Annotated in this window: 24 protein-coding genes and 1 pseudogene; 16 read left to right on the top strand and 9 right to left on the bottom strand. The window is 67.8% G+C overall.

Going from position 1 to position 24,427, the window contains the following annotated elements:
- The 4 genes from AB0M67_RS25950 to AB0M67_RS25935 are packed head-to-tail and all read right to left on the bottom strand — an operon-like array spanning position 1 to position 3,448.
- A complete protein-coding gene (locus AB0M67_RS25950) occupies positions 1 to 441 on the bottom strand; it encodes an NUDIX domain-containing protein (protein ID WP_365749126.1) in 441 nt (146 codons plus the stop codon).
- Positions 438 to 1,091 (bottom strand): dTMP kinase, encoded by a 654-nt coding sequence (gene tmk, locus AB0M67_RS25945; RefSeq protein ID WP_365749124.1) that lies wholly within the window; start codon positions 1,089 to 1,091, stop codon positions 438 to 440. Before tmk ends, AB0M67_RS25950 begins: the two co-directional genes overlap by 4 nt.
- Entirely contained in the window at positions 1,088 to 2,632 is a 1,545-nt protein-coding gene (locus AB0M67_RS25940) for a radical SAM protein (RefSeq protein WP_365749122.1), read from the bottom strand. The genes tmk and AB0M67_RS25940 overlap by 4 nt, the downstream gene beginning before the upstream one ends.
- Positions 2,633 to 2,644: 12 nt before the next feature.
- Positions 2,645 to 3,448: a hypothetical protein gene (locus AB0M67_RS25935; protein WP_365749121.1), complete on the bottom strand. Its 804-nt coding sequence runs from the start codon at positions 3,446 to 3,448 to the stop codon at positions 2,645 to 2,647.
- 499 nt (positions 3,449 to 3,947) lie between these two features.
- On the opposite strand from AB0M67_RS25935, the gene AB0M67_RS25930 reads away from it, so the two are divergent.
- Positions 3,948 to 5,273 carry a helix-turn-helix domain-containing protein gene (locus AB0M67_RS25930; RefSeq protein WP_365749119.1) on the top strand — a complete coding sequence of 442 codons (1,326 nt, stop codon included), beginning with the start codon at positions 3,948 to 3,950 and terminating at the stop codon, positions 5,271 to 5,273.
- On the opposite strand, the gene AB0M67_RS25925 is transcribed toward AB0M67_RS25930, so the two are convergent.
- Together AB0M67_RS25925 and AB0M67_RS25920 are read right to left on the bottom strand one after the other, a co-directional pair.
- A complete protein-coding gene (locus tag AB0M67_RS25925) occupies positions 5,270 to 5,812 on the bottom strand; it encodes an NUDIX hydrolase (RefSeq protein ID WP_365749117.1) in 543 nt (180 codons plus the stop codon). The two genes, AB0M67_RS25930 and AB0M67_RS25925, sit on opposite strands and share 4 nt — an antisense overlap.
- A gap of 258 nt (positions 5,813 to 6,070) precedes the next feature.
- Positions 6,071 to 6,646, bottom strand: a complete 576-nt coding sequence (locus AB0M67_RS25920; RefSeq protein WP_249948542.1) for a hypothetical protein — start codon at positions 6,644 to 6,646, stop codon at positions 6,071 to 6,073.
- A 125-nt stretch (positions 6,647 to 6,771) separates the two neighbouring features.
- Between AB0M67_RS25920 and hemL the strand changes: the two are divergent.
- From hemL to ccsB, 7 genes and pseudogenes are all read left to right on the top strand, one after another.
- Positions 6,772 to 8,076: pseudogene (gene hemL / locus AB0M67_RS25915) on the top strand (glutamate-1-semialdehyde 2,1-aminomutase); the annotation flags it as partial.
- Between the two features lie 89 nt (positions 8,077 to 8,165).
- The gene (locus AB0M67_RS25910) at positions 8,166 to 8,849 is read left to right on the top strand and encodes a histidine phosphatase family protein (protein ID WP_365749115.1); all 684 of its coding nucleotides are present in this window, start codon (positions 8,166 to 8,168) and stop codon (positions 8,847 to 8,849) included.
- Positions 8,850 to 9,029: 180 nt separating this feature from the next.
- Complete coding sequence (locus AB0M67_RS25905; RefSeq protein ID WP_365749113.1) at positions 9,030 to 10,277, top strand: hypothetical protein; 1,248 nt, start codon at positions 9,030 to 9,032, stop codon at positions 10,275 to 10,277.
- Positions 10,278 to 10,459: 182 nt separating this feature from the next.
- Positions 10,460 to 11,080: a TlpA disulfide reductase family protein gene (locus AB0M67_RS25900; RefSeq protein ID WP_365749111.1), complete on the top strand. Its 621-nt coding sequence runs from the start codon at positions 10,460 to 10,462 to the stop codon at positions 11,078 to 11,080.
- 31 nt (positions 11,081 to 11,111) lie between these two features.
- Complete coding sequence (locus AB0M67_RS25895) at positions 11,112 to 11,849, top strand: cytochrome c biogenesis CcdA family protein (RefSeq protein ID WP_365749236.1); 738 nt, start codon at positions 11,112 to 11,114, stop codon at positions 11,847 to 11,849.
- A 4-nt stretch (positions 11,850 to 11,853) separates the two neighbouring features.
- Positions 11,854 to 13,599 (top strand): cytochrome c biogenesis protein ResB, encoded by a 1,746-nt coding sequence (locus AB0M67_RS25890; protein WP_365749109.1) that lies wholly within the window; start codon positions 11,854 to 11,856, stop codon positions 13,597 to 13,599.
- Complete coding sequence (gene ccsB, locus AB0M67_RS25885) at positions 13,596 to 14,687, top strand: c-type cytochrome biogenesis protein CcsB (protein WP_365749107.1); 1,092 nt, start codon at positions 13,596 to 13,598, stop codon at positions 14,685 to 14,687. Before AB0M67_RS25890 ends, ccsB begins: the two co-directional genes overlap by 4 nt.
- Positions 14,688 to 14,833: 146 nt before the next feature.
- On the opposite strand, the gene AB0M67_RS25880 is transcribed toward ccsB, so the two are convergent.
- Positions 14,834 to 15,160: a PLD nuclease N-terminal domain-containing protein gene (locus AB0M67_RS25880; RefSeq protein ID WP_365749105.1), complete on the bottom strand. Its 327-nt coding sequence runs from the start codon at positions 15,158 to 15,160 to the stop codon at positions 14,834 to 14,836.
- A 166-nt stretch (positions 15,161 to 15,326) separates the two neighbouring features.
- On the opposite strand from AB0M67_RS25880, the gene AB0M67_RS25875 reads away from it, so the two are divergent.
- Positions 15,327 to 16,778 (top strand): menaquinone biosynthesis decarboxylase, encoded by a 1,452-nt coding sequence (locus AB0M67_RS25875; protein WP_365749104.1) that lies wholly within the window; start codon positions 15,327 to 15,329, stop codon positions 16,776 to 16,778.
- Positions 16,775 to 17,677 (top strand): menaquinone biosynthesis prenyltransferase MqnP, encoded by a 903-nt coding sequence (gene mqnP / locus AB0M67_RS25870; RefSeq protein ID WP_365749102.1) that lies wholly within the window; start codon positions 16,775 to 16,777, stop codon positions 17,675 to 17,677. The genes AB0M67_RS25875 and mqnP overlap by 4 nt, the downstream gene beginning before the upstream one ends.
- 17 nt (positions 17,678 to 17,694) lie before the next feature.
- Here the strand turns inward: mqnP and AB0M67_RS25865 are convergent, their stop codons facing one another.
- Positions 17,695 to 18,288, bottom strand: a complete 594-nt coding sequence (locus AB0M67_RS25865) for a rhomboid family intramembrane serine protease (RefSeq protein WP_365749101.1) — start codon at positions 18,286 to 18,288, stop codon at positions 17,695 to 17,697.
- A 152-nt stretch (positions 18,289 to 18,440) separates the two neighbouring features.
- Between AB0M67_RS25865 and AB0M67_RS25860 the strand changes: the two genes are divergently transcribed.
- Positions 18,441 to 19,151, top strand: coding sequence for a UbiX family flavin prenyltransferase (locus AB0M67_RS25860; protein WP_365749099.1), 711 nt, complete (start codon positions 18,441 to 18,443; stop codon positions 19,149 to 19,151).
- 94 nt (positions 19,152 to 19,245) lie between these two features.
- Here the strand turns inward: AB0M67_RS25860 and AB0M67_RS25855 are convergent, their stop codons facing one another.
- Positions 19,246 to 19,389, bottom strand: a complete 144-nt coding sequence (locus tag AB0M67_RS25855) for a hypothetical protein (RefSeq protein WP_351392362.1) — start codon at positions 19,387 to 19,389, stop codon at positions 19,246 to 19,248.
- Between the two features lie 133 nt (positions 19,390 to 19,522).
- On the opposite strand from AB0M67_RS25855, the gene AB0M67_RS25850 reads away from it, so the two are divergent.
- The 5 genes from AB0M67_RS25850 (at position 19,523) to AB0M67_RS25830 (ending at position 24,085) form a co-directional block, all read left to right on the top strand.
- A complete protein-coding gene (locus AB0M67_RS25850) occupies positions 19,523 to 19,978 on the top strand; it encodes an Lrp/AsnC family transcriptional regulator (protein ID WP_249948422.1) in 456 nt (151 codons plus the stop codon).
- A gap of 187 nt (positions 19,979 to 20,165) precedes the next feature.
- Entirely contained in the window at positions 20,166 to 21,344 is a 1,179-nt protein-coding gene (mqnE, locus tag AB0M67_RS25845; RefSeq protein ID WP_365749097.1) for an aminofutalosine synthase MqnE, read from the top strand.
- Positions 21,345 to 21,375: 31 nt separating this feature from the next.
- Positions 21,376 to 21,906: a GNAT family N-acetyltransferase gene (locus AB0M67_RS25840; protein ID WP_365749095.1), complete on the top strand. Its 531-nt coding sequence runs from the start codon at positions 21,376 to 21,378 to the stop codon at positions 21,904 to 21,906.
- A 78-nt stretch (positions 21,907 to 21,984) separates the two neighbouring features.
- Positions 21,985 to 22,281, top strand: coding sequence for a DUF4229 domain-containing protein (locus AB0M67_RS25835; protein ID WP_365749093.1), 297 nt, complete (start codon positions 21,985 to 21,987; stop codon positions 22,279 to 22,281).
- 448 nt (positions 22,282 to 22,729) lie between these two features.
- Positions 22,730 to 24,085 carry a dicarboxylate/amino acid:cation symporter gene (locus AB0M67_RS25830; RefSeq protein ID WP_365749091.1) on the top strand — a complete coding sequence of 452 codons (1,356 nt, stop codon included), beginning with the start codon at positions 22,730 to 22,732 and terminating at the stop codon, positions 24,083 to 24,085.
- The last annotated feature ends 342 nt before the right edge of the window (positions 24,086 to 24,427 follow it).

Genomic DNA, 24,427 nt, shown 5'->3' with positions numbered 1-24,427 from the left:
TTACCAGCCGTGCTCCGCCAGAGAGCCGGAATTCTTCAAGTATCCGAGCAGTCCTTCCTTCGGGTACTCGATGATGTCCTCGGGCAGTTCGTACACGCTGAACCACTGAAGTCCCAGGCACTTCGCCGGTTCCTTGTTGACGGGCTCCCCGGTCCAGTCGGTGGCCTCGAAGAAGAACCCGATCCGTTCCACGGCCTCGCTCTGTCTGTGATGGACGACATGCACCAGCCGCAGCTGAGCTGGGTCTACCTCGACGCCGGTCTCCTCCAGCAGTTCCCGGGCGGCTCCGACACTCATGGGCTCGCCCTGGTCGAGCTTGCCCGACGGCATGTGCCAGCGGCCGTAGCCGTACGGCCCTCCGCGCTGGGAGAAGAGCAGTTTGTCTCCGTCGCGGAGGAGGACGTGCGTGTCGATGACCGGTTGCGCGGGTTGCGGATTCATGGTTCCTGGGGGGTTATTGGTGGCGTTGTGGCGGCTGACGTTACCGACGAATGGGGGATTGCGTCGGCGATTGTGGCCGCAACCCCCTTTGGGGTCGTGTCGGCTGTGTTCACGACCAGCACCTTCACGTTCGCGGTCATGAGGATCTGGGCGGCCTCGTCGTACAAGTCGACTTCGCGGCCGGGTGCGGTCGGGTCGAGGTGGAAGCGATTGCGGGGTCCGCGCACAGCTATCCGTTCGGCGATGAGGCAGGGGGACGCGGTCAGAATGACTGCCAGATCCGGCATCAGGACGTGCGCGTTCAGGTCGAACAGGAACTTCAGAGGCACACCGTCGAGTTGTTGCATGACGAGCGTCGAGGGGAGGTACCGGTCGCAGATGACGGTGTCGCCGGCGCTCAGCCAGGGCTCGATCTCGTGCTCGACGTGCTCGTACCGGTCCGCCGCTACCAGGCAGGCCAGGGCGCGCCCGCGGATGTGGCTGAAGTGCTCCCTGATGAAGACACCGATGGCGCTGGTGGTGGGCTCCACGGTTTGGCGGACGGCCTGGCCCCGTCTGATCAATTCCCTGTTCAGGGCCTGGACGGTGGTGGTCTTCCCGACACCGCTGGGGCCGTCGAGAGTGATGAACTGCCCGCGTCTCGACGTCACGCCGCGTCCTCCCGGGGCGCTTGGTTGCGCTCGTGCTGTTCGCGCGTGAGCGCGGCCAGGGTGGAGCGGACTTCGCCCAGGGGGACGTCGCCGAACTGGATCCCGACGGAGAAGTTGAACTCGTCGCGCCGGCGCATCGACTCGTCGGCCCCGTCCGCGGTCAGGTCGACGTCTCCGTACGCGAGGAGCTTGTCGGGGTCGTAGCCGACGTCGGTCAGTGTCTTCCACACGGGCGTGCCGGGATAGGGGCGGAACTCGAACACGCTGGCCCGCACATCGCCGGGATTACTGTCGGCGATGTTCCAGAGGTTGCGGATGTGGCGCACGGTTGCCTGGATGTCCTCGTGGGTCTCGCCGGGGAAGCCGAGGATGAAGTACCCCTTGACGCCGATGCCGTGTTCGACGAGGCGGCGGGCTACGCGTTCGGTCATCTCGGCGTCGATCCGCTTGTCCATCGCGCTCAGGACGCGGTCGCTGCCGGACTCGATGCCGAGGGCGACTTCCCGCAGGCCATTGCTGACGAGCAGTTCGAGATCGGTGTTGTCGAGCCGGTCCAGGACGTTGATGCGTCCGGTGGCGTCCCACACGTACCGTTCGCCGATGCCGTGCCGCGTGAAGGCCGCCATCTGCGTCTTGATGACGCGGGAGGCGCCGAGGAACAGATCATCGACGAACCGGAACGCGGTGACGCCGTACTCCTCGTGCAGTTCGTCAAGTTCGCCGATGATGTCCTCGGGGTCGCGAACTCGGATCTTGACGTCGGGGTTGGCGCTGACGGCAGCACCACAGAAGGTGCAGTTGTAGGGGCAGCCCCTGGAGCCGACGATGTTCGCCTCCATGTGGCCGGCGCGGGCGGCCTGCGTCAGTAGCTCGGTGTCGCGGCTCACCGCGAGGCGCCGGTCGGACTCTGTGGGGGCGGCACGGTAGGGATCCTGGGGCAGGAAGGCGCGGTTGACGTATGGCAAGGCGTTGATGTCGGGGCCGAGCATCTGCGCACTCGCCTTGCCGACGGGGATACCTGCCGACCGGGTGCCGAGGAGAGGATCACGCCATAGCACCCCGGGCAGTTCACGACGGCGTTGCTCGTCCTCCAGGAGGGCAGCGACACGCAGTTCGCCCTCACCGAGTACGAGGGCCCGCAGGTTGGCCATGCGCGGGTCGGCGAGAACACGGTCCGGCATCGCCTTGGCGTGGTGGCCGCCGACCATGAGGGCGATGTCCGTGGACAGGCGCGCCGCGATGCGGGCGGACATCTCGTAGGTGGGGGCGAGCAGGTTCATGGCCGCCCACCGAGGTTGTGCGGCGTTCACGAGATCCGCTGTTTCGCCGATGCCGAGACCGTGTGCTTCGGCGTCGAGGACCCCTACGTTGAAACCGCCGATCTTCTGCGCGTACGTAGCGATATAAGCCATGCCCAGCACGGGCAGGGTGTAGTCGTTGGTCCTCGGTCGTTGGTCGTAGTCGCGCAGCGGCGCGTTCACGAACAGCGCGTCGAGCGTGCGGGTCGGATCGGCACCCGTGATCAGTGCTAACTGCGGCATGGGTCCTCCAGGTCAGCGGGCATGGGAGCCCCAGGTGAGTGTGGAGAGAGTCAGGGTGTGCAGGGCGATGCGGTCGGGACCGGCCATGCCGGTCCACATTGGGCCGAACGCCTTGTCCTTCCTGCCGGGCCAGGCGTGGGCGGGCGCGATCTGCGCGGCCCAGGTACGCACGGCCAGATCGTCGTGCGGGTAGATGCTGAAGTCGCCGGTGTAGTCGGCTGCCGCGGCCGCTGCGGTCCACGGGCCGATGCGCGGGACACTCGTGAGAGCGACGACCAGGTCGTGGGAGTCCATACGCTGCCAGTGGATGGACCGCCGCTCGTAGTGGGTGGCGGCAGCCTGCAAGACGCTGCGGTGGAATTTGGCCCCGACATCCGTGAACCGTTCGTCATCCAGTTCCAGAACCTGGGCGGCGGTAGGGGCGACGGACAGCTCACCCATGGGGCTGGGAACGGTGGTGCCGAACGTCCGGCACCACGCCCTGTACAGCTTGCGGGCCTGCTCGGCGCGTACGACCTGCCGCAGGATCGCGGTGGTGATGGCATCCCACAGCCAGGGGTTGGCCAGACGCTGCGTGGGACCGAGGCCATCGAGCCCAGCCTTGAGCTCGGCGGGGACACCGTCAGGCAGGCACGAGGGGTCCGTGGAGACGAACGTCGGCTTTACGTCCTCAGCGCCCTGCACACACGTCATGTGCGGGCCTTCCTGGTCCCACGACAGAACCCAGATACCGGAGGCGGTGCGCACGGCTCGTGCGCGGGTGCCGGTCCTCGCCTCGATCCAGGCAGGGTGATCGGTCGTCAGTACGCCGGCCATGGGTGCTCCTCAAGGTGGGTGGTTGGTCCGCCGTAGCCTCTCGCGTTTGACCGGAGAGAGAAGACCTCCGATCCGATTCCATGTCAGCTGTCGCCCTTGCGCCGGTCGGGAGGAGGATCTGTGGGCCCGTGGTGGTCCTCGCTCGGGCGCGCGAGGCGCGCCCGCATCTCGGCAGCGGTCGCCGGGTACTGTCTCGACCACGTCGCGGTCCCTGACGCCTGCCTTCCCGAGCACGGTGGCCGTGACACGACGTGCGCGCTCCACCTGCTCGGGAAGGGACACGGGATCTGCCTCCGAGGTCCTGGAACCTTGGGTTTTCGGGCCCAGGTCTGGGGACGTACGTACCTCGCGCCCTCTGTCGCGGGCGGTCAGTCGGAACACCAGCTCACCACGAGGGGCCGTCACGCGATCAGGTCACAGTGATTACCCAACGTGGGTAATCTGCATCAAGGCTGCCCAATCGCCGGACGCGACCGCCTAGTACGGCAGAGGAGCGCATGTGCCCGGACCCCAGCCACAAGGGCTCCCTCCGGAACTGCTCAGTAGTCCTGAGTGGCAACGTGCCTGCCAGCAGCGAGACTTCGCGAGTGTGTTCCGCCTCGTGAAGGTGAAAGCCGGCATCCATCCGTCTCGTGTGGCTGCCTTGTGCGGCATGACGCCGAGCCGGGTCGGGGAGATCATGTCGGGGCGGCGCCGGCTCGCTCACATCGATGTCATCGAGCGGGTCGCGGATGGACTTCGTATCCCCGGCGCCTCGCTCGGGCTTGCCCACCGCCCGTGGGAGATCCCTCCGTCCGCGTCCTCCGGGCAGCATGCGCGGAGGAGTTCGGCGCAGAGCTCCACAACCGCCGCTGACTCGGAGCAGGAGAGCGAAGTCGAATCCGGCAGGGAACTCGACGAGTTGCTGACACTCGCTGACGGCAGGGTGACGAGATCGACACTTCTCGCCCTCAGGTCATCAGTTGAGGACTACTGGCGCCGTGACGACAAGCACGGCGGCGCATCCATGCGCCCGGCGGTCATGGGGCACCTCCGGTACGTGACGCAGGTGATGGGCAGCGTCCCGGACCCCTTGCGCCGCGATCTTCAGTCACTCGCCGCCGAACTCGCCCGCCTCGCCGGATGGGCCTGCTTCGATGCCCGCCAGTACAGCACCGCGCGCACCCACTTCACCCAAGCTCTGCGGCTCTCGAACGGGCAGGACGACTATCTCTTCATGGCCAACGTTCTGTCCTGCATGAGCCTGCAGGCAACGTACGACGGGCAGCCCTCCGATGCGGTGGCGCTGGCCTGCAAGGCCCAGGACAGCGCGCGCGCCGCCGGCGGGCAGCCGCTGGTGATGTCGATGCTCCATATGCGGGAAGCCTTCGCCCACGCCACACTCCGCGACGCCGCCTCCTGCCACCAGGCCATCGGACGGTCCCGGGACTCGTACGAGCAAGCCCGCGGCCAGGAAGGCGAGGCGCCTTCCTGGATCCGCTACTTCGACGAGACGAAACTGATCGTCGACACAGGAATCGCGCTCGCCGAGCTGGGCGAGTCAGAACGTGCCGAGCCCCTGATCGCCGAGGGCCTTCGACGGGAAACGGGCGCACAACAGCGTGGCCGTGCCTTCCACGCCTTCTGGCTGGCCACGGCCCAACTCCAACAGGGCAAGCTCGATGCCGCGTGCCACAGCGCCGGGCTCGCTCTGGACCTCAGTGCGTCCCTCGACTCACCGCGGGTCGCGGGCCACGTCCATGAGTTCCACCAGCGTCTCGCCCCCTACGCGCGCGAGACGCCGGTGATCGCGTTCGAGCAGCGCATGCGCGAAGCGCTCGGCTAGCTTGCGGCGTTGGTGGCATCGTCCAGCAGGAGATACAGCAGCCCGACCAGGCTTCCGCTGCTGACCACCTCGCGACGGTCGATCATCCCGCGAATCTCAGACATCGGGATCCACTCGATGCGGTCCGACTCGTTCAGTTCGGTCGGCGGGCCCGCGTAAGTGGCTGCGGTTGCGCGGAAGACGTGGTGTTCCGAGTCGGTGATGCCGTTCGCCGGCTGCGCGTACACCAGAGGCTTCAGTCCCTCCACCCGCCAGCCGGTCTCTTCCTCCACCTCGCGAGCCGCCGCCTGCTCCGGGGTCTCGTCGGCCTCGATCAGGCCCATCGGCAGCTCCCAGCCCCACGTGTCCGTGATGAACCGGTGGCGCCACATCATCAGCACCCGCTTCTGCTCGTCCACCACGGCGGCGACCGCGAGATGCCGCATCCGGACCACGTGATGCTCCCACCGCCGGCCATCCGGCTGCTGGACATCCACGAGCCACAGGTTGACCCACGGGTTGCCGTAAATCTGACGCTCGCCATGAACCGTCCACCGCATGAGCCAACTCCCCTTCGCCTTCTCGCGGCTCCAAGAATGTCACTTGGACGAGAAGCCGTCTTTCCCATCAGCGATTTCGGGCCGTTACTGGCGATATCGGTCCGGAGCCACCGGCCCGCGGCTGCGTTGGGCCGAGTGTGGTGGCCGACGAGGGTCGGTCGGGGGCACGTGCCTCCGACCGACCCACGTCGGCTTCATCCGCGTACGTAGCCGAGGGCGAGGCCCGAAGACCCCGCCCTCATGCGACGAAACCTCACGTCAGGGCCAGACCAAGCAATACGGCTGATGCCCCGCCTCGTGGAGCCGGTGGCTGAAGTCCTGCCATTGGTGCAGCAGTTGGTAGACGTTGTACGCGTCCCTCGGGCCGCCCCTGTCCGGGACCGTCGACCAGATGAAGGCCGCCGCGCCCACCGATTCCTCGCCGATGCCGCGCAGCGGGTCCACCACCGTCATCGGGAGTTTGACCACCGCGTAATCGGGATGCAGCACGACCAGTTCCAGCGGGGGCACTTTGTACAGGGGCATGCCCTGAATGCCCGTGAGGACCATCGCCGCTATCGTCTCCGGCTTGATCTTGGTGAACATGCCGTTCATACCGAGCTCATCGCCGCCCAGCTCCTCCGGGCGCATGGAAATCGGCACGCGCGCGGCCGTGGCTCCATCGGGCGCGCCGAAGTATTTGTAGGTCACCCCCACCCGGCCACCACTCCTGCTTTCCGGCCTTCCCGGAGGTTGCTCCCGCGCCTCACGTTCGCGCCGTCGATGCTTTCCACGCCGGGCAGGCTCGGGACCGAGGTCGTCGGTTCCCTCGCCCAGTCCGCCACCGCGATGCATATCTCCACCCGACCACTCGCAGCCATGGCCGCGCAACCCGATCATCGTGACAGTGACCTCCCCCACGAACGTCCGGTGAAACACCTGTCCGCAAGAACGTCCGAGCCTCTGACACCATGGATTCCGTGAGCTTCCCCTATGACGCCCCAGTTTCGCAGACGCTTTTCGACCGCGCCGCCCTCGTGACGCCCGGCGGCGTGAACTCTCCCGTCCGCGCCTTCCGCGCGGTGGGCGGTACGCCCCGGTTCATGGTGTCCGGTCATGGTCCGTACCTCATCGACGCGGACGGCCGCGAATATGTCGACCTCGTATGTTCCTGGGGTCCGATGATTCTCGGTCACTCCCACCCAGAGGTCATCGAAGCGGTCCAGGCCGCTGTCGCCCGCGGTACGTCCTTCGGTACGCCCGGTGAGGGCGAGGTGGCGCTCGCCGAGGAGATCGTCGCCCGGGTCGCCCCCGTCGAGCAGGTACGGCTCGTGTCGTCCGGGACCGAGGCGACCATGTCCGCCATCCGGCTCGCCCGCGGTTTCACCGGGCGCGCCAAGGTCGTGAAGTTCGCCGGCTGCTACCACGGGCATGTCGACGCGCTGCTGGCCGCCGCGGGCTCCGGGGTCGCGACCCTCGGGCTGCCCGACACCCCCGGGGTGACCGGCGCGCAGGCCGGGGACACCATCGTCCTGCCGTACAACGATCTTGAGGCCGTGCGCCGGGCGTTCGCCGCGCACCCCGGTGAGATCGCCTGTGTGATCACCGAGGCGTCGCCCGGCAACATGGGCGTCGTACCGCCCAGGGACGGGTTCAACGCCGGGCTCAAGGAGATCTGCGCCGCCGATGGCGCGCTGTACATCTCGGACGAGGTGATGACCGGTTTCCGTACGTCGAAGGCCGGCTGGTACGGCGTCGACGGTGTCGCGCCCGACCTGATGACCTTCGGCAAGGTCATGGGCGGTGGGTTCCCGGCCGCCGCGTTCGGCGGGCGCGCCGATGTCATGGGGCGGCTCGCCCCGGCGGGCCCCGTCTACCAGGCGGGCACGCTCTCCGGGAACCCGGTCGCCACCGCCGCGGGCCTCGCGCAGCTGCGGCTGCTCGACGACGCGGCGTACGCGAGGATCGACGCCGTCTCGCGGCAGATCCAGGGGCTGGTGACGGAGGCGCTCAGCAAGGAGGGCGTCGCCCACCGCGTGCAGACGGCGAGCAATATGTTCTCCGTCTTCTTCACGGCCGACGAGGTGCGTGACTACGAGGGCGCCAAGCGGCAGGAGTCGTTCCGCTTCACCCCCTTCTTCCACTCGCTGCTGGCCGACGGCGTCTATCTGCCGCCGTCCTCCTTCGAGTCCTGGTTCGTCTCCACCGCCCACGACGAGCGCGCGATCGAGCGGATCGCCGCCGCGCTGCCGGCCGCCGCCCGCGCCGCCGCCGAAGCGACCGCCCCAGAGCCGACCGCCCCAGAGTCGACCGTCCCCGAGCCGACCGCCCCCGAGCCGACCGCCCCCGAGCCCGCCGACCCGGAGAACGCCGCATGAGCAAGAACGAAGAGATCACCGTCGTCCATCTCGTGCGCCACGGCGAAGTGCACAACCCCGACGGTGTCCTCTACGGCAGACGCCCCGGCTACCACCTCTCCGAGCTGGGCAGGCGGATGGCCGACCGGGTCGCCGAGCATCTCGCGGACCGTGACATCGCTCACGTCGTCGCCTCCCCCCTGGAACGCGCTCAGGAGACCGCGGCCCCCATCGCCAAGAGCCACGGGCTGACCCTCGACACCGACGACCGGCTGATCGAGGCCGCGAACGTCTTCGAGGGCAAGGCCTTCGGGGTCGGTGACGGCGCCCTGCGCAAGCCCGGCAACTGGAGGCACCTCACCAACCCGTTCCGGCCGTCCTGGGGCGAGCCGTACATCGATCAGGTCGTACGGATGATGGGCGCCCTGAACTCCGCGCGCGACGCGGCCCGCGGGCACGAGGCGGTCGCCGTCAGCCATCAGCTGCCGATCTGGATCGTCCGGAGCTTCGTCGAGCGGCGCCGGCTGTGGCACGACCCGCGCCGCCGGCAGTGCACGCTCGCGTCCCTGACCAGCTTCACCTATCAGGGCGACAAGATCGTCTCCGTCGGCTACTCCGAACCCGCGCGCGATCTCGTCCCGGCCCATCTGCTCGCCGGCGCCCGGCCCGTCAAGGGCGGCACCAAGGCGTTCGGTGCCTGAACGGATCCGAATGCTCGCAATGCGTTGATCCCTTCTGCCATATCTGTCGTTACGTCAGTAAAGATTAGTAAAGATACGACGTGCGCTGGAACCTCCGCGTTCGCCCTCTCATCTCCTGTGTTGCCGCTTGTAAGACTTTTATGAGCGGCATACGCACAGACGAGCGCGGATGGGAACGGTATGCGCGACATCAGCCGAAGGAGTCTTCTCGGAGCGGGAATTGGAGCGGCTGCCGCGATCGGAATCGCGGGCTGCTCCACCGGCGGGAGCGGCACGGTCCGGCACACGGAAGTGGGCAAGGGCGGCGAGAGCGGAGGCGCGACGAGCAGTGCCGGCCCCCTCGGTAAAGAGGTCCGGCTCATAGGGGACGGTTCCACTTCCGACACGGGAAAACAGCCGCACCAGCCGCCCGCCCCGGTCCCCCTGGAGCCCGGTCAGACCCCGCCGCAGTTCGTGATCTTCTCCTGGGACGGGGCCGGCGAGGTCGGCAACGGCCTCTTCCCGCGCTTCCTGGAACTCGCCAAGAACCACGACGCGGCGATGACGTTCTTCCTCTCCGGTCTCTATCTGCTGCCCGAGTCGAAGAAGACGCTCTACCGCCCGCCGAACAACCCCGTCGGCGCCTCCGACATCGGCTATCTCACCGACGGCCATATCAAGGACACCCTCAAGAACGTCCGCCAGGCATGGCTGGACGGGCATGAGATCGGTACGCACTTCAACGGGCACTTCTGCGCCGGCTCCGGCTCCGTCGGCGACTGGACCCCGCAGCAGTGGCGCAGCGAGATAGACCAGGCTGTGTCCTTCGTCACCGAGTGGCGTACGAACAGCGGCTGGACCGACCTCGACCCGCTGCCCTTCGACTACCGCAAGGAACTGATAGGCGGCCGTACGCCCTGTCTGCTCGGCCAGGAGAATCTGCTGCCGACGGCGAAGAAGCTGGGCTGGCGCTACGACGCGAGTTCCCCCGGCGGCACGCAGCGGTGGCCGGACAAGAAGCTGGGCATCTGGGATTTCCCGCTTCAGCAAGTCCCGTTCCCCGGGCACAGTTTCGAGGTGCTCTCCATGGACTACAACATCCTCGCGAATCAGTCGAAGAATTCCACGAACGGCATGACCTCGCGTTACGCGGAGTGGCGCACGCAGGCCACCGACGCGTATCTCGGCGGTTTCAACCGCGCGTACGAATCGAATCGCGCGCCGTTCTTCATAGGCAACCATTTCGAGCAGTGGAACGGCGGGATCTATATGGATGCCGTCGAGGAGGCGCTGAAGGGGATGGCGGGCAAGAAGGACGTACGGCTCGTCTCGTTCCGGCAGTTCACCGACTGGCTCGATGCGCAGGACCCCGCCGTACTCGACAAGCTCCGCACACTGGAGGTCGGCCAGGCCCCCACCGGCGGCTGGAACACTTTCTTCAAAGCGTGAGGAAACCGTCTGAGGAAACCGTCTGAGAAGACCACCTGATCAGGCAGCTTGGTCGGGCCGCTTGGCCGGGCCGTTTGAGCAGACCCCCCGGCGGTTGCCCGCGCGTGGCTCTTTACAACGGGCTTTACGGGCAGCCAGGGGGGTGCGCAAGATCCCTGAAACGCCCATGCGAAACTTTTCACATGAACTCAGGCCGCGCTCCCCGACGCCGCTCCGAGCGACGATTCCGCGCCCTCCCACCGGTTGTCGTGGGCGTGGTGGCCCTGACGCTCTCGGCCTGCGGGGGCGGCGGCAAGTCCGGCGGCGGCGGTGACACCAACTTCGTCACGAACACCGGTGGCATCTCCACCGTCGCGGCGGCCGACCGCAAGCCCGCCAACCAGCTCTCCGGGGAGACCCTGGACGGCAAGCGGCTCGATGTGGCCGATCTCAAGGGCAAGATCGTCGTGATGAACGTCTGGGGCTCGTGGTGCCCGCCCTGCCGCGCCGAGGCCCCGCACTTCGCGAAGGTCGCCAAGGAGACCGAGTCGAAGGGCGTGGCGTTCGTCGGGATCAACACCCGGGACGCCAACAAGGGCCCGGCGCTGGCGTTCGAGAAGGACTACGGCGTCCCCTACCCGAGTCTGTACGACCCGGCGGGCAAGCTCATCGTCAACGGCTTCCCGCGAGGAAGTCTCAACCCGCAGTCCATCCCCTCCACGATCGTGCTCGACCGGGACGGAAAGATCGCGGCCCGCGCGCTGATGGCGCTCGACGAGGAGAAGCTGCGCAAGATGATCGACCCGCTGATCGCGGAGAAGTGATCCTGTGCAGGTTCTCGCCGCGACCCCCGGCATGAATGAGACGGTCTACAGCGGAGCGCTGCTGCTCGCGCTGCCGATCGCCCTGCTCGGCGGGCTCATCTCCTTCTTCTCGCCGTGCGTGCTGCCGCTCGTACCGGGTTATCTCTCCTACGTCACGGGCGTCAGCGGCACCGATCTGGCGGACGCCCGACGTGGCCGGATGGTCGTCGGCGCCACGCTCTTCGTCGTCGGCTTCACCGCGGTCTTCGTCTCGGGCGGGGCGCTCTTCGGCTACTTCGGCGGGACTCTCCAGGACCACCGCGAAGTCCTCTCCAAGGTGCTCGGCGTCCTGATGATCCTCATGGGTGTGTTCTTCATGGGGATGATGCCCTGGCTCACCCAGCGCGAATTCCGCTTCCACAGGCGCCCGGTGACCGGCCTCGCGGGCGCGCCCGTGCTCGGCGCGCTCTTCGGGATCGGCTGGACGCCCTGCCTCGGGCCGACCATCTCCTCGGTGAACGCCCTTGCGTTCGACCAGGCGAGCGCCGGCCGAGGGGCCATACTGACCGTCGCGTACTGCCTCGGTCTCGGAGTGCCGTTCGTGCTCGCGGCGGTGGCGTTCCGCAAGGCGCTCGGGGCGTTCGGCTGGATCAAGCGCCACTACGTATGGGTGATGCGCATCGGCGGCGCGATGATGATCCTGACCGGGCTGGCGCTGCTGACCGGCGCGTGGGACAGCATCGTGCAGGACATGCAGACCTGGACCAACGGCTTCACGGTGGGGATCTAGTTCCATGAGCAAGGCGTCCACGAACGACACCGGGACCGAAACCCCGACCGCGGCCGGGACCGGGACCGGCACCGCCGAGGCCCGCGACGCGCGTGAACTCGGCGACGCCGGGTCCACCCTCTCCACCGCCCCCCGCGAGGAGCGCGAGGACGCCGTCATCGGCGGCCCCACCCTCGGGATCGTCGGCTGGCTCCGCTGGTTCTGGCGCCAGCTCACCTCCATGCGCGTCGCGCTGATCCTTCTCTTCCTGCTCTCCCTCGGCTCCATCCCCGGCTCGCTGATCCCGCAGACCGGCATCGACGAGATGAAGGTGCAGGACTTCAAGGAGCGCCACGAGACGCTCGCGCCGATCTACGAGAACCTCCAGCTCTTCCAGGTCTACAGCTCGGTGTGGTTCTCCGCGATCTACATCCTGCTGTTCATCTCCCTCATCGGCTGTATCGTCCCGCGCACCTGGCAGTTCGTCGGCCAGCTGCGCAGCCGGCCGCCGGGCGCGCCCAAGCGCCTCGACCGGATGCCCGCGTACGCGACATGGCGCACCACCGCCGAGCCCGAGGCCGCCCGCGAGGCCGCGCTCGCGATCCTCAGGAAGCGCCGCTTCCGGGCGCATACCGTCGGTGACGCGGTCGCCGCCGAGAAGGGCTATCTCCGCGAGGCCGGCAATCTCGCCTTCCATATCGCGCTGATCGTGATGCTGGTGGCCTTCGCGAGCGGACAGCTCTTCAAGTACGAGGGCGGCAAGCTGATCGTCGAGGGCGACGGCTTCTCCAACACCCTCACCCAGTACGACGACTTCAAGTCCGGCTCCCTCTTCGACTCGGAGGAGCTGACGCCGTTCACCTTCACCCTGGACGCGTTCACGGGTACGTACGAGCGCAGCGGGCCGCAGCTGGGCACCCCCCGGACCTTCAAGGCCGACATCCGGTACACCACGGACGCGACAGGACCGGAGAAGAAGTCGGTCATCGAGGTCAACAAGCCCCTCAAGCTCGATGGCTCGAAGGTCTATCTCATCGCCCACGGCTACGCCCCCGTCGTCTCCGTCAAGGACGGCCGCGGCAAGGAGGTCTTCCGGGGCGCGGTCCCGCTGCTGCCGATCGACAACAACGTCTCGTCCACGGGCGCCATCAAGGTCATGGACGGCTACCGCGACAAGAACGGCAAGAAGGACCAGCTGGGCTTCGCCGCGTTCTTCGTGCCGACCTACGGCGGGAAGGGCTCCGGGCAGATGTTCTCCCGGTTCCCCGCGCTCGACTTCCCGGTGCTCAACATCGGCGCGTACCACGGCAGTCTCGGTGTCGACTCCGGGCTGCCGCAGAACGTGTACCAGCTGAACACCGACAAGATGACGGCCTTCAAGGACGCCAAGGGCGATGTCCTCAAGAAGACCCTGCTGCCCGGCGACTCGCTCACCCTGCCCGACGGCGCCGGCTCCATCACCTTCGAGAAGGAGGTCAAGGAGTGGGCGAGCTTCCAGATCACGCACGAGCCCGGTAACACCTGGGCCCTCGCCGGTGCGATCGCCGCCATCGCGGGGCTGGCCGGCTCGCTCTTCATCCAGCGGCGCCGGGTCTGGGTCCGGGCCGTACGGGGCGCCGACGGCGTCACCGTCGTCGAGATGGCGGGACTCGGCCGCAGTGAGTCCACCAGGCTCCCCGAGGAACTGGCCGAGCTGGCCGGCACCCTCTATTCAGAGGCGCCCAGCGCGCCTGATCCCGCAGAAAAGACTGTTGAAGGGGCTGAGAAGTGAATCTCGCCGCCACAGCAACCAATGAGAGCCTGGCGCAGACCAGCAATGTGCTGATCTATTCGGCCATGGCCGTCTACCTGCTGGCCTTCCTCGCGTATCTGGCCGAGTGGCTGTTCGGCAGCCGCAGCAAGGTGGCCAGGACCGCCGCCGCGCTGACCGGCGGAGACAGGAAGTCCGCGGCGGCGCCGGTGACGGTACGGTCCACGCGGGAGGGCGGTTCCACGGCCGTCCTGGAGCGGCCTGAGGTCATCACCCGCTCCGCGAGCGGCACCCGCGATCTGCCCGACGGTCCCGGCGCGGCCGGCGGTGACGCGCAGGGCGATCTGTACGGCCGGATCGCCATCTCCCTCACGGTCCTCGCCTGGGGCATCGAGGCGGCCGGGGTGGTCGCCCGCGCGCTGTCCGTGCAGCGGGCGCCGTGGGGCAACATGTACGAGTTCAACATCACCTTCACCACCGTGGCCGTCGGCGTCTATCTCGCGCTCCTCGCGCTGAAGAAGAACGTCCGCTGGATCGGGCTGCCGCTCATCATCACGGTCCTGCTCGATCTCGGGCTCGCCATCACCGTCCTGTACACCGACAGCGACCAGTTGGTTCCGGCGCTGCATTCGTACTGGCTCTGGATCCATGTCTCCACGGCGATCTTCTGCGGCGCGGTCTTCTACGTCGGCGGACTGACCACCGTGCTCTACCTCTTCCGTGAGCGGTACGAGTCGAAGCTCGCCGCCGGCCTCAAGCCCGGCTCCTTCGCGACCTCGGTGCTTGAGCGGCTGCCGGCGGCGGCGTCGCTCGACAAGTTCGCCTACCGCGTCAACGCCGCGGTCTTCCCGCTCTGGACGTTCACGATCGTCGCGGGCGCGATCTGGGCCGGCGACGCCTGGGGCCGCTACTGGGGCTGGGACCCCAAGGAGGTCTGGTCCTTCATCACCTGGGTCGCGTACGCCTGTTATCTGCACGCCCGCGCCACCGCCGGCTGGAAGGGCCGCAAGGCCGCCTATCTGGCGCTGATCGCCCTCGGCTGCTGGCTCTTCAACTACTACGGCGTGAACATCTTTGTCACGGGTAAGCACTCGTACGCGGGCGTATAACGCCGGTACGCGCGTGCATCGGATACATCAAGAGGCGCCCTCCGCGGTATTGACTCCGCGGGGGGCGCCCCTGTATGTGCGTACGTGCTTCTGAAGGCGGCTGTCAGGGCTCGGGCTCAGGGCTCGGGCTCAGGGCTCGGGCTCGGTCAGGGCTTCGGCGGGGTGTCGTCCGCGCCGCCACCCTTCTCCGTGTCTCTCTCCTTCTCCTTGCCCATCTCCCGGTCCTCCTTGAGGGAGTTGAGGAACTCCGGGTTGTCGTCGGGCGCGACCCAGCCGCCACGACGCACCGCCCTCGTCCGCTCCCGGCCCACGATCAGCCACGAGATGGAGCCGACCAACGGGAAAAGCAGCACCAGAATCGCCCAGATGGGCTTGGGGAGGTACCGGATCTCCTTCTCATCGGTCGTGATGCAGTCGATGAAGGCATAGATGCTGAGAGCCAACGGCACCAGAAACATCAGCACCCGAAGCATGGAGGTCCCCTTTTGAGTGGAGAACGAGACCGGATCGCGGCCCCTGACCACACCAGGGTAGCGAGTAACCGAACAGAGCCGGTCCGGGATGGTCAACGGCTCGCCTCGCGGGGCCGACGGTAAGCCCCCGGCGGACCGCGCCGGGGAGGATGACACACTGGACCGCATGGCTTACGACGATCTCCGCTCGCTGCTCCGGGCGCTGGAGCGCGAGGGCGACCTCAAGCGCATCAAGGCCGAAGTCGACCCGTACCTGGAGGTCGGGGAGATCGTCGACCGGGTGAACAAGGCCGGCGGGCCCGCGCTGCTCTTCGAGAATGTCCGCGGCTCGGCGATGCCCCTCGCCATGAACGTGTACGGCACGGACCGCCGGCTGCTCAAGGCGCTCGGGCTGAAGTCGTACAGCGACATCAGCGACAAGATCGGCGGACTGCTCAAGCCGGAGCTGCCGCAGGGTTTCGTCGGGGTGCGCGAGGCGTTCGGGAAGCTCAGCTCCGTCGCGCATGTACCGCCGAAGAAGATCAAGGACGCGCCCGTCCAGGAGGTGGTCCTCACCGGCGACGACGTCGATCTGGACCAACTGCCCGCGCTGTTCACCTGGCCCGAGGACGGCGGCTCCTTCTTCAACCTCGGTCTCACCCACACCAAGCACCCCGAGACCGGCGTCCGCAACCTCGGGCTCTACCGGCTCCAGCGCCATGACCGGCGCACCATCGGGATGCACTGGCAGATCCACAAGGACAGCCGCAACCACTACCAGGTGGCCGCCAAGCGCGGTGAACGGCTGCCCGTCGCGATCGCGTTCGGCTGTCCGCCCGCCGTGACGTACGCCTCGACGGCCCCGCTGCCCGGTGACATCGACGAGTACCTCTTCGCGGGCTTCGTCCAGGGCCGGCGTATCGAGATGGTCGACTGCAAGACCGTGCCGCTCCAGGTGCCCGCCAACGCCGAGGTCGTCATCGAGGGCTGGCTCGAACCGGGGAAGACGCTGCCCGAGGGTCCGTTCGGCGACCACACCGGCTTCTACACCCCCCAGGAGCCGTTCCCGGCGCTGACCATCGACTGTGTGACCATGCGGAAACGACCGCTGCTCCAGTCGATCGTGGTCGGCCGGCCGCCGACGGAGGACGGCCCGCTGGGACGCGCGACGGAACGGTTCTTCCTCCCGCTGCTGAAGATCATCGTGCCGGACATCGTGGACTACCACCTGCCCGAGTCGGGCGGCTTCCACAACTGCGCGATCGTCTCGATCGACAAGAAGTACCCCAAGCACGCGCAGAAGGTGATGCACGCGATCTGGGGCGCGCACATGATGTCGCTGACCAAACTGATCGTGGTCGTCGACGCGGACTGCGATGTGCACAATCTGCACGAGGTGTCCTGGCGGGCGCTGGGCAACACCGACTACGCGCGCGATCTCACCGTCGTCGAGGGCCCGGTGGACCATCTCGACCACTCCTCCTACCAGCAGTTCTGGGGCGGCAAGGCGGGGATCGACGCGACGAGGAAGCTCCCCGAGGAGGGGTACACCCGGGACGGCGGCTGGCCGGAGATGGTCGAGTCCGACCCGGAGACGGCGGCGAAGGTCGACCGGCGCTGGCGGGAGTACGGGCTGTGACCAGTGCGGCGGCGGCAGTACCGCAACCGGGCAGGACCAGGGCGTTTCTGCGGCTGGTGATGATCGAGCACTCGGTCTTCGCGCTGCCGTTCGCCTATATCGCCGCGCTGACCGCGATGTTCCAGCTGGACGGAAACGTCCACTGGGTCCGGCTGCTGCTGGTCACCCTCGCGATGGTCGGGCTCCGTACGTTCGCGATGGCCTGCAACCGGATCATCGACCGCGAGATCGACGCGCGCAATCCGCGCACGGCGGGACGCGAACTGGTGACCGGCGCGGTCTCGGTGCGCTCCGCGTGGACGGGCGCGCTCGTCGCCGTCGTCATCTTCCTCGGGGCCGCGGCGGCGCTCAATCCGCTCTGTCTCGCCCTCGCGCCCATCGCCGTGATCCCGATGGTGGTCTATCCGTACGGGAAGAGGTTCACCAACTTCCCGCACGCGATCCTCGGCATCGCCCAGGCCATAGGCCCGGTCGGCGCCTGGCTCGCGGTCACCGGCAGCTGGTCGTGGGACGCGGTGATCCTCGGTCTCGCGGTCGGTATCTGGATCGGCGGCTTCGACCTGATCTTCGCCTGCCAGGACGTCCAGGCGGACCGCGCGCACGGCGTGCTGTCCGTACCGGCCCGGTTCGGTATCCCGGCCGCGCTGTACGGGGCGCGCGCCTGCCATGTCGTGACCGTGGCGCTGCTGGTCTGGTACGCGCTGGCCACGGAGGCCGGGGCGTTCTTCTGGACCGGGCTGGCCGTTGTCGCCGGTGCGTTCCTGTACGAGCACTCGATCGTGAAGCCGGGCGATCTGTCGCGGCTGAACCGCGCGTTCTTCAGCGTGAACGGCTTCATCGGGATAATTCTCTTCGTGGCCGCGCTGCTGGATCTCCTGGTGCGGGGCCTGACGCTGTAGGGCCCGGCTGTCCGGCGTCAGCCCCGGGCCGTTATTCGTTCGTTCAGCGGGGGCGGCCTGCGGAACATGAACGCGGCCAGCACCCCGCCGATCAGTCCGAAGAGATGGCCCTGCCAGCTGACGGCCGAGTTGGTCGGCAGAACGCCCCACAGGGCCGAGCCGTAGAACGCGAGGACCAGCAGACCGGTCACGATGTCCACCGCGTTGCGGTCGACGAAGCCGCGCACCAGCAGATAGCCGAGCAGCCCGAAAACCACCCCGGAGGCGCCCGCCGTGACCGTGTGGTCGGCGGCGGTGAGCCAGACGCCCAGGCCGCCGACGACCATGATCGTGAACACGACGGCGGCGAACCGCCGCAGACCGGTCAGCGCGGCGAGGAAGCCGAGCACCAGCAGCGGCAGGGAGTTGGAGACGAGATGGTCGTAGCCGTGGTGCAGGAAGGCCATGGGGATGACATCGCGCAGCTCGCCCACGTCGCGCGGGCTCAGTCCGTACGTACTGAGCGACCCCGTCGCGCCGTTCACCGCTTCGAGCACCCAGAGCAGCGCGACCCAGCCGATCATGACGGCCGCGGCCGGTTTCATCCGTGAGGTCCGGCTCCGTCTGGTCATGCCGGCGGTCCCATACGACATCGCGGCCCCCCTCTGATCACTGCTGGTCTGTCGGGATGTCTCCCTGTCCGTGTTCCCGTGCTTCTGCCCTGGTGAACGTCCGGGGTACGGTCATCGGTTCCTGCCCCGGGCCGCCGGATAGGCTCGGATCCGTGAAGCCCGGAGCGTACGAAGACGAGCACAGCCCGCGACAGCCCCGGCGGCCCTGGGTCGTCGGGGTCTCGGGAGCGTCGGGAACGCCGTACGCCGCGGCCGTGTTGCGGGGGCTGCTGGACGCGGGGGAGAGCGTCGATCTCGTGGTCAGCCGGGCAGCCCGGCTGACCCTGCTCGACGAGACGGGTGTCGCCTTCAGGGACGCGCGCTGGCGGGACGATCTGCGCACCTGGCTGGCGCGCGGCGCGGACGGCGAGCCGGACACCTTCGAGGTGAAGCTGGGCCGGGACACGGGTGCGGATGACGTACGGCACTGGTCGGCCGGAGATCTGGCGGCCGGCCCTTCCTCGGGCTCGTACCCGGTGAAGGGGATGCTGATCGTGCCCGCGTCCACGGCGAGCGTGGCAGGGGTGGCGCTCGGTCTCTCGAAGGATCTGCTCCAGCGCGCGGCGAGCGTGACCCTGAAGGAGCGGCGGACGCTGGTGGTCGCCGTACGGGAGACGCCGCTCAACGGGCAGACGCTGAAACATCTGGTGACGCTGGACGAGGCGGGCGCCGTGGTGCTGCCCGCCTCTCCGGCGTTCTACGCGGGGGCGACACATATCCAGGATCTGGTGGACTTCGTCGCCGGGCGGATTCTGGACGCGGCAGGGGTGCCGCACCGGCTGTACCGCCGTTGGGAGGGAGAGCTTGGCGGGCTCTCGCGGTGATGAGGACGGACAGGGCCGGGCCGGGTGCCGTATCGGTGCCCTTGTCGAAGCTCCTGTCGGGGCCCGTACCGGGCCCTTTGACGAGGGTGGCCGCTCAGCGCTTCTTGGCGCGGCGTCGCGAGCGGCCGGCCTTCTCGGCGCCGGCGCGGCCCGTGGTGACGGCCTGATGGACACGCGAGCGGCTGGCCTGCTCCTGAAGCGATCGCATCTGGGCGTAGGCCATCTCGATCGTGTACACGGTGGGTCTCACTCCTGAAAGTTCGAAGGATCATCGTTGATCGTCTAAAAGATTCGCAGGACTTCAGCCCTGCATGCCTTAGATTCTACACGTAACTTTGCGAGATTGCTGATTAATGGAAGGCTTCAGGCATATGGACGCCGTGGATAGGCAGCTCATCCAGGCCCTCAGGGAGAACGGCAGAGCCTCGTACGCCGAGCTCGGCAGGCTCGTCGGACTCTCCGGGCCCAGCGTCACCGACCGCATCAACCGTCTCGAAGCGGCGGGCGTCATCACCGGCTACCGCGCCACGGTCGACTCGGCCTCGCTCGGCCTCGGCGTCACCGCGCTGATCGGGATCTCGCTCTCCGACGCCGCCGACCACGAGGACGTGGCCCGCCGGATGCGCGATCTCGGGGAGATCGAGGACTGCTGGTTCATCGCGGGCGACGACTCGTACATGCTGAAGGTCCGCGCGAGCGATGTGGACGGCCTGGAGAAGACGATCCGCCGGCTGAGCGGTACGAAGGGCGTCTCCCGGACCCGTACCACCATCGTGCTCTCCACCAAGTGGGAGAACCGGGTGGGGGAACTGCCCGAGGAGGCCTGACAGGCCGGGGGCCGGCTTCCCTTCCGCCCGATGCCGTCCCGCACCCGGGGCGGCATCGGACGGCCGTGCCCCGCCCGCGCGCATGACCTGCTCGAACAGTGCGTCAGCATGGGCCGCGTCATGCTCGTATCGGGAGGGGCGTAGTCTCGACTGGCACGATTTGGCAGACGAAGTGGGAGGCGGCCTGATGACTGCATCTGCTCAGGATGTGGGTCTCAAGCGCGAGCTGGAGGCGAAGATCCGGGCCGGCGAGCGGCTGACCCGTGAGGACGGCATCGCGCTGTACGCGTCGGACGATCTGGCCTGGCTCGGCGGTCTCGCCCACGAGGTGCGTACGCGCAAGAACGGTGACGTCGTCCACTTCAACGTCAACCGCCACCTCAACATGACGAACGTCTGTACCGCCTCCTGCGCCTACTGCTCCTTCCAGCGCAAGCCGGGCGAGAAGGACGCGTACACGATGCGCATCGAGGAGGCCGTCCGCCTCGCCAAGGCGATGGAGGGCGAGAACCTCACCGAGCTGCATATCGTCAACGGCCTCCACCCGACGCTGCCGTGGCGCTACTACCCGCGCTCGCTCAGCGCGCTGAAGGAAGCCCTCCCGCAGGTCTCCCTCAAGGCGTTCACCGCCACCGAGATCCACCACTTCGAGACGATCTCGGGCCTGTCGGCCTCCGAGATCCTCGACGAGCTGATCGAGGCCGGTCTGGAGTCGCTGACCGGCGGCGGAGCCGAGATCTTCGACTGGGAGGTCCGTCAGCACATCGTCGACCACAACACCCACTGGGAGGACTGGTCGCGGATCCACCGGCTCGCGCACGAGAAGGGGCTCAAGACCCCGTCGACGATGCTGTACGGGCACATCGAGGAGCCCCGGCACCGCGTCGACCACGTACTGCGGCTGCGTGAGCTCCAGGACGAGACCGGCGGTTTCCAGGTCTTCATCCCGCTGCGCTACCAGCACGACTTCGTGGACATGAAGGACGGCAAGATCCGCAACCGCCTCCAGGCCCGTACGACCATGGCCACGGGCGCGGAGGCGCTGAAGACCTTCGCGGTCTCCCGGCTGCTCTTCGACAACGTTCCGCACGTCAAGGTCTTCTGGGTGATGCACGGCGTCCAGACCGCGCAACTCGCCCTCCAGCACGGCGCGGACGACATGGACGGCTCGGTCGTCGAGTACAAGATCACGCACGACGCGGACAACTACGGCACGCCGAACAAGCTCGGCCGCGAGGATCTGCTCGACCTCATCCGCGACGCGGGCTTCCGGCCCGTCGAGCGGAACACCCGGTACGAGATCATCCGCGAGTACCCGGGCCCCGACGCCGACCGCCGCGAGTCCCCGCAGCCGATGCGGGTCTGAGCGGGCGCACGGGTCTGAGAGGGCACAGCGAATGGCGCTCATATTCGAGCTGGATCCGGCGGTGGACCCCGCCCTGCGCGACGGGCTTCTCGCTCTCTGGGCGGATGTCTCCAACGCGGGCGGTGCCGTCGGATTCGTACCGCCGGTGACGGTGGACGAGATACGGCCCGAGCTGGTCAAGCACTTCGCGGCCATGGCCGAGGGCCGGGGCAGGCTGCTGGTCGGATACGACGAGGAGGGCGCCGTCGCCGCGACGGCGTTCCTCACGCTCAACACCCACCGGCTGATGCGGCACTGGCTCTGGCTCTACACCGTGATGGTCCACCCCGGGCACCAGGGCAAGGGGTACGGCCGTGATCTGATGGCCGCCGCCGCGGACGCCGCCCGCGGGATCGACTCCATCGAGGCGATCCGGCTCACCTGCCGCGGGGGCACGGGCGTCGACAGGTTCTACGCCTCCTGCGGCTACAAGGAGGTCGGGCGGGTGCCGGACGCGATCAGGGTCGCCCCTGGTGACGACCGTGACGACATCATGATGCTGCTCCCGCTGAACCGGTCCTGACCCGCCCGTGCTTGACTGGTAGGAGCCGGACATACCGTGACGTCGGTACGCCAGGAAGAGACAGAGAGAGGGCCCGCTGTGACCGTTTCGAAGACAAGCGCCACGATCCGGTACACCGCGATGCGTCTGGGCATCTTCGTCGGCTGCTTCGTGGTCGTCGCCGGCCTGGTCCAGTTCGGTGTGCTGCCCAAGGGACTCGGTGACTCCAACTTCATCTGGGTGCTGCTGCTCGCGATCGTGATCTCGGCGCCGCTCAGCTTCGTCCTGCTGCGCAAGCAGCGCGACGAGATGTCCGCGCAGATCGTCGGCAAGGTCGACAGCGCGAAGACGCGGCTGGAGGCGAACCGTACCCAGGAGGACGGCGTCACCCCGTAGGTCACCCAGAGGGCGCCACGTAAGCGCCACGTAAGCTTTCTCACATCGCGACACCCCAGCTCCGGAGCCGTCCCTCCAGAGCTGGGGTGCCGTGTTTTCCGGCTCTTCCGGCCCGCTTTCCGGCGCTCTTTCCGGCAGTTCATACCCCAAAGAAGTGCTTTGAGCTTCTCAAAGTTCAAGTGTTAACGTGTTCGGCATGAAGACAGCAGCGCGTCACCGCCGCCACCGGGGCATCCCGCTCGTGGCGCGCCTGCATGTCGATCTCTGCCGCTGTATGTCCGCGGTCTGTTGCCGCGCGGTCTGACCCGGCATCATGCAGCGGCGCCCCTTCCGAGTCTCCCGAGTCCCGGCCTGAGTCTCCCGAGTCCTGGCTCTCCCGAGTCCTTCGAAGCACGAGCGCCGCACCCCTGTCCGTATGGCCCCGATGCGTCATGTCTGGAGTGTGTTCGTGTCCGCGAACTCCGCGTCCACCGTCCCCGAGAAGCCGGCTGATCCCAGATCCGGCCTCCGTATTCCCAAGATCCCGTTCTGGGCACAGATCGTCGCCGGTCTGGTCCTCGGTGTCCTGCTCGGCTGGCTCGCCCGCAGCCAGGACATCGGCTGGCTCTACACCACCCTCGACAAGATCGGCAGCATCTTCGTCCAGCTGCTGAAGCTGGCCGTGGCGCCGCTCGTCTTCTTCGCGATACTGGTGTCGATCACCAACCTGCGCAAGGTCAACAACGCGGCCAGGCTGGCCTCCCGTACGCTGCTCTGGTTCATGATCACGTCGCTGATCGCGGTCGCCATCGGCCTCGCGATCGGCCTGATCACCAACCCGGGCTCGGGCACCGGCCTCACCCCGAAGGACGGCAAGGCGCCCGAGGGCTCCGGGTCCTGGATCGACTTCCTGACCGGCATCGTGCCGACCGACGTCATCACGCCCTTCACCGAGCTGAACGTCCTTCAGATCGTCTTCATGGCCGCCGTCGCCGGAATCGCGGCCCTCAAGCTCGGCCCGAAGGCCCAGCCGATCCTCACCCTCAGCGAAGCCGTCCTCGAACTGCTCCAGAAGGCCCTGTGGTGGGTCATCCGGCTCGCCCCGATCGGTACGGTCGGCCTCATCGGCTTCGCCATCGCCGACTACGGCTGGGACCTCATCGGCAAGTACGCGACCTTCACCGCCGACGTCTACATCGGCTGCGCGCTGGTCCTCTTCGGTGTCTACCCGCTGCTGCTGGCCACCGTCGCCAAGGTCAACCCGGTCCAGTTCTTCAAGGGCGCCTGGCCCGCGATCCAGCTCGCCTTCGTCTCCCGCTCCTCGGTCGGCACGATGCCGGTCACCCAGAAGGTCACCGAGCGGCTCGGCGTCCCGAAGGAGTACACCTCCTTCGCCGTACCGTTCGGCGCGACGACCAAGATGGACGGCTGCGCCGCCATCTACCCGGCGCTCGCCGCGATCTTCATCGCGCAGATCTTCGACGTCCAACTGGGTATCCAGGACTATCTGCTGATCGCCTTCGTCTCGGTCGTCGGCTCGGCGGCCACCGCGGGCCTCACCGGCGCGACGGTCATGCTGACGCTGACCCTCTCCACGCTGGGGCTCCCGCTGGAGGGCGTGGGCCTGCTGATGGCGATCGACCCGATCCTGGACATGATGCGTACGGCCACGAACGTGGCGGGCCAGGCGCTGGTCCCGGTCATCGTCGCGGCACGCGAGAAGATCCTCGACCACGACGCGTACAACTCGGCCTCGGCCTCGCCGGTGGACGACTACGACAGCGCGGACGACAAGCGCGGGGCGAACGTCCCGGTCCCCGCGTAACGCACACGCGCGAAGCGCACCTCGATCGCCCCCGTCCTCCGCAGAGGCCGGGGGCGACGTGCTGTCGCAAGGCCGGTCGTCGCGCCCCGGCCTTCTCTCCGTTCCCTTGGCCTGTTCCCTCGACCCGGGTACGGACGCGGTGGTTGTCTCCATAGGTGCGCAGTACACGAATAGGCCCGGCGGGGGTGGTACTTCCACCCTGGACCTCCGCCTCACCCCTGGGCTCACCGCCAGGGCCACCGGTCACAATGCGGTCGATCCCAGGAGCCCCGATCATGGGATGAGCGAATCGAATGGACGACACCCGTTCGGGCGCCGGCACGGGCCCGATCCGCACCGGAT

The organism is Streptomyces sp. NPDC051662, assembly GCF_040681655.1.
GTDB lineage: Bacteria > Actinomycetota > Actinomycetes > Streptomycetales > Streptomycetaceae > Streptomyces.
Note: the sequence above shows the minus strand (reverse complement) of the source record. Positions and strands in the feature narration are given on the sequence as shown.

Excerpts from the sequence above, each read along its gene's own strand:
- AB0M67_RS25950 (WP_365749126.1), bottom strand. The coding sequence starts at position 441 with ATGAATCCGCAACCCGCGCAACCGGTCATCGACACGCACGTCCTCCTC.
- AB0M67_RS25940 (WP_365749122.1), bottom strand. The coding sequence starts at position 2,632 with ATGCCGCAGTTAGCACTGATCACGGGTGCCGATCCGACCCGCACGCTC.
- AB0M67_RS25935 (WP_365749121.1), bottom strand. The coding sequence starts at position 3,448 with ATGGCCGGCGTACTGACGACCGATCACCCTGCCTGGATCGAGGCGAGG.
- AB0M67_RS25925 (WP_365749117.1), bottom strand. The coding sequence starts at position 5,812 with ATGCGGTGGACGGTTCATGGCGAGCGTCAGATTTACGGCAACCCGTGG.
- AB0M67_RS25920 (WP_249948542.1), bottom strand. The coding sequence starts at position 6,646 with ATGCATCGCGGTGGCGGACTGGGCGAGGGAACCGACGACCTCGGTCCC.
- AB0M67_RS25910 (WP_365749115.1), top strand. The coding sequence starts at position 8,166 with ATGAGCAAGAACGAAGAGATCACCGTCGTCCATCTCGTGCGCCACGGC.
- AB0M67_RS25905 (WP_365749113.1), top strand. The coding sequence starts at position 9,030 with ATGCGCGACATCAGCCGAAGGAGTCTTCTCGGAGCGGGAATTGGAGCG.
- AB0M67_RS25900 (WP_365749111.1), top strand. The coding sequence starts at position 10,460 with ATGAACTCAGGCCGCGCTCCCCGACGCCGCTCCGAGCGACGATTCCGC.
- AB0M67_RS25895 (WP_365749236.1), top strand. The coding sequence starts at position 11,112 with ATGAATGAGACGGTCTACAGCGGAGCGCTGCTGCTCGCGCTGCCGATC.
- AB0M67_RS25890 (WP_365749109.1), top strand. The coding sequence starts at position 11,854 with ATGAGCAAGGCGTCCACGAACGACACCGGGACCGAAACCCCGACCGCG.
- AB0M67_RS25880 (WP_365749105.1), bottom strand. The coding sequence starts at position 15,160 with ATGCTTCGGGTGCTGATGTTTCTGGTGCCGTTGGCTCTCAGCATCTAT.
- AB0M67_RS25875 (WP_365749104.1), top strand. The coding sequence starts at position 15,327 with ATGGCTTACGACGATCTCCGCTCGCTGCTCCGGGCGCTGGAGCGCGAG.
- AB0M67_RS25865 (WP_365749101.1), bottom strand. The coding sequence starts at position 18,288 with ATGACCAGACGGAGCCGGACCTCACGGATGAAACCGGCCGCGGCCGTC.
- AB0M67_RS25850 (WP_249948422.1), top strand. The coding sequence starts at position 19,523 with ATGGACGCCGTGGATAGGCAGCTCATCCAGGCCCTCAGGGAGAACGGC.
- mqnE (WP_365749097.1), top strand. The coding sequence starts at position 20,166 with ATGACTGCATCTGCTCAGGATGTGGGTCTCAAGCGCGAGCTGGAGGCG.
- AB0M67_RS25840 (WP_365749095.1), top strand. The coding sequence starts at position 21,376 with ATGGCGCTCATATTCGAGCTGGATCCGGCGGTGGACCCCGCCCTGCGC.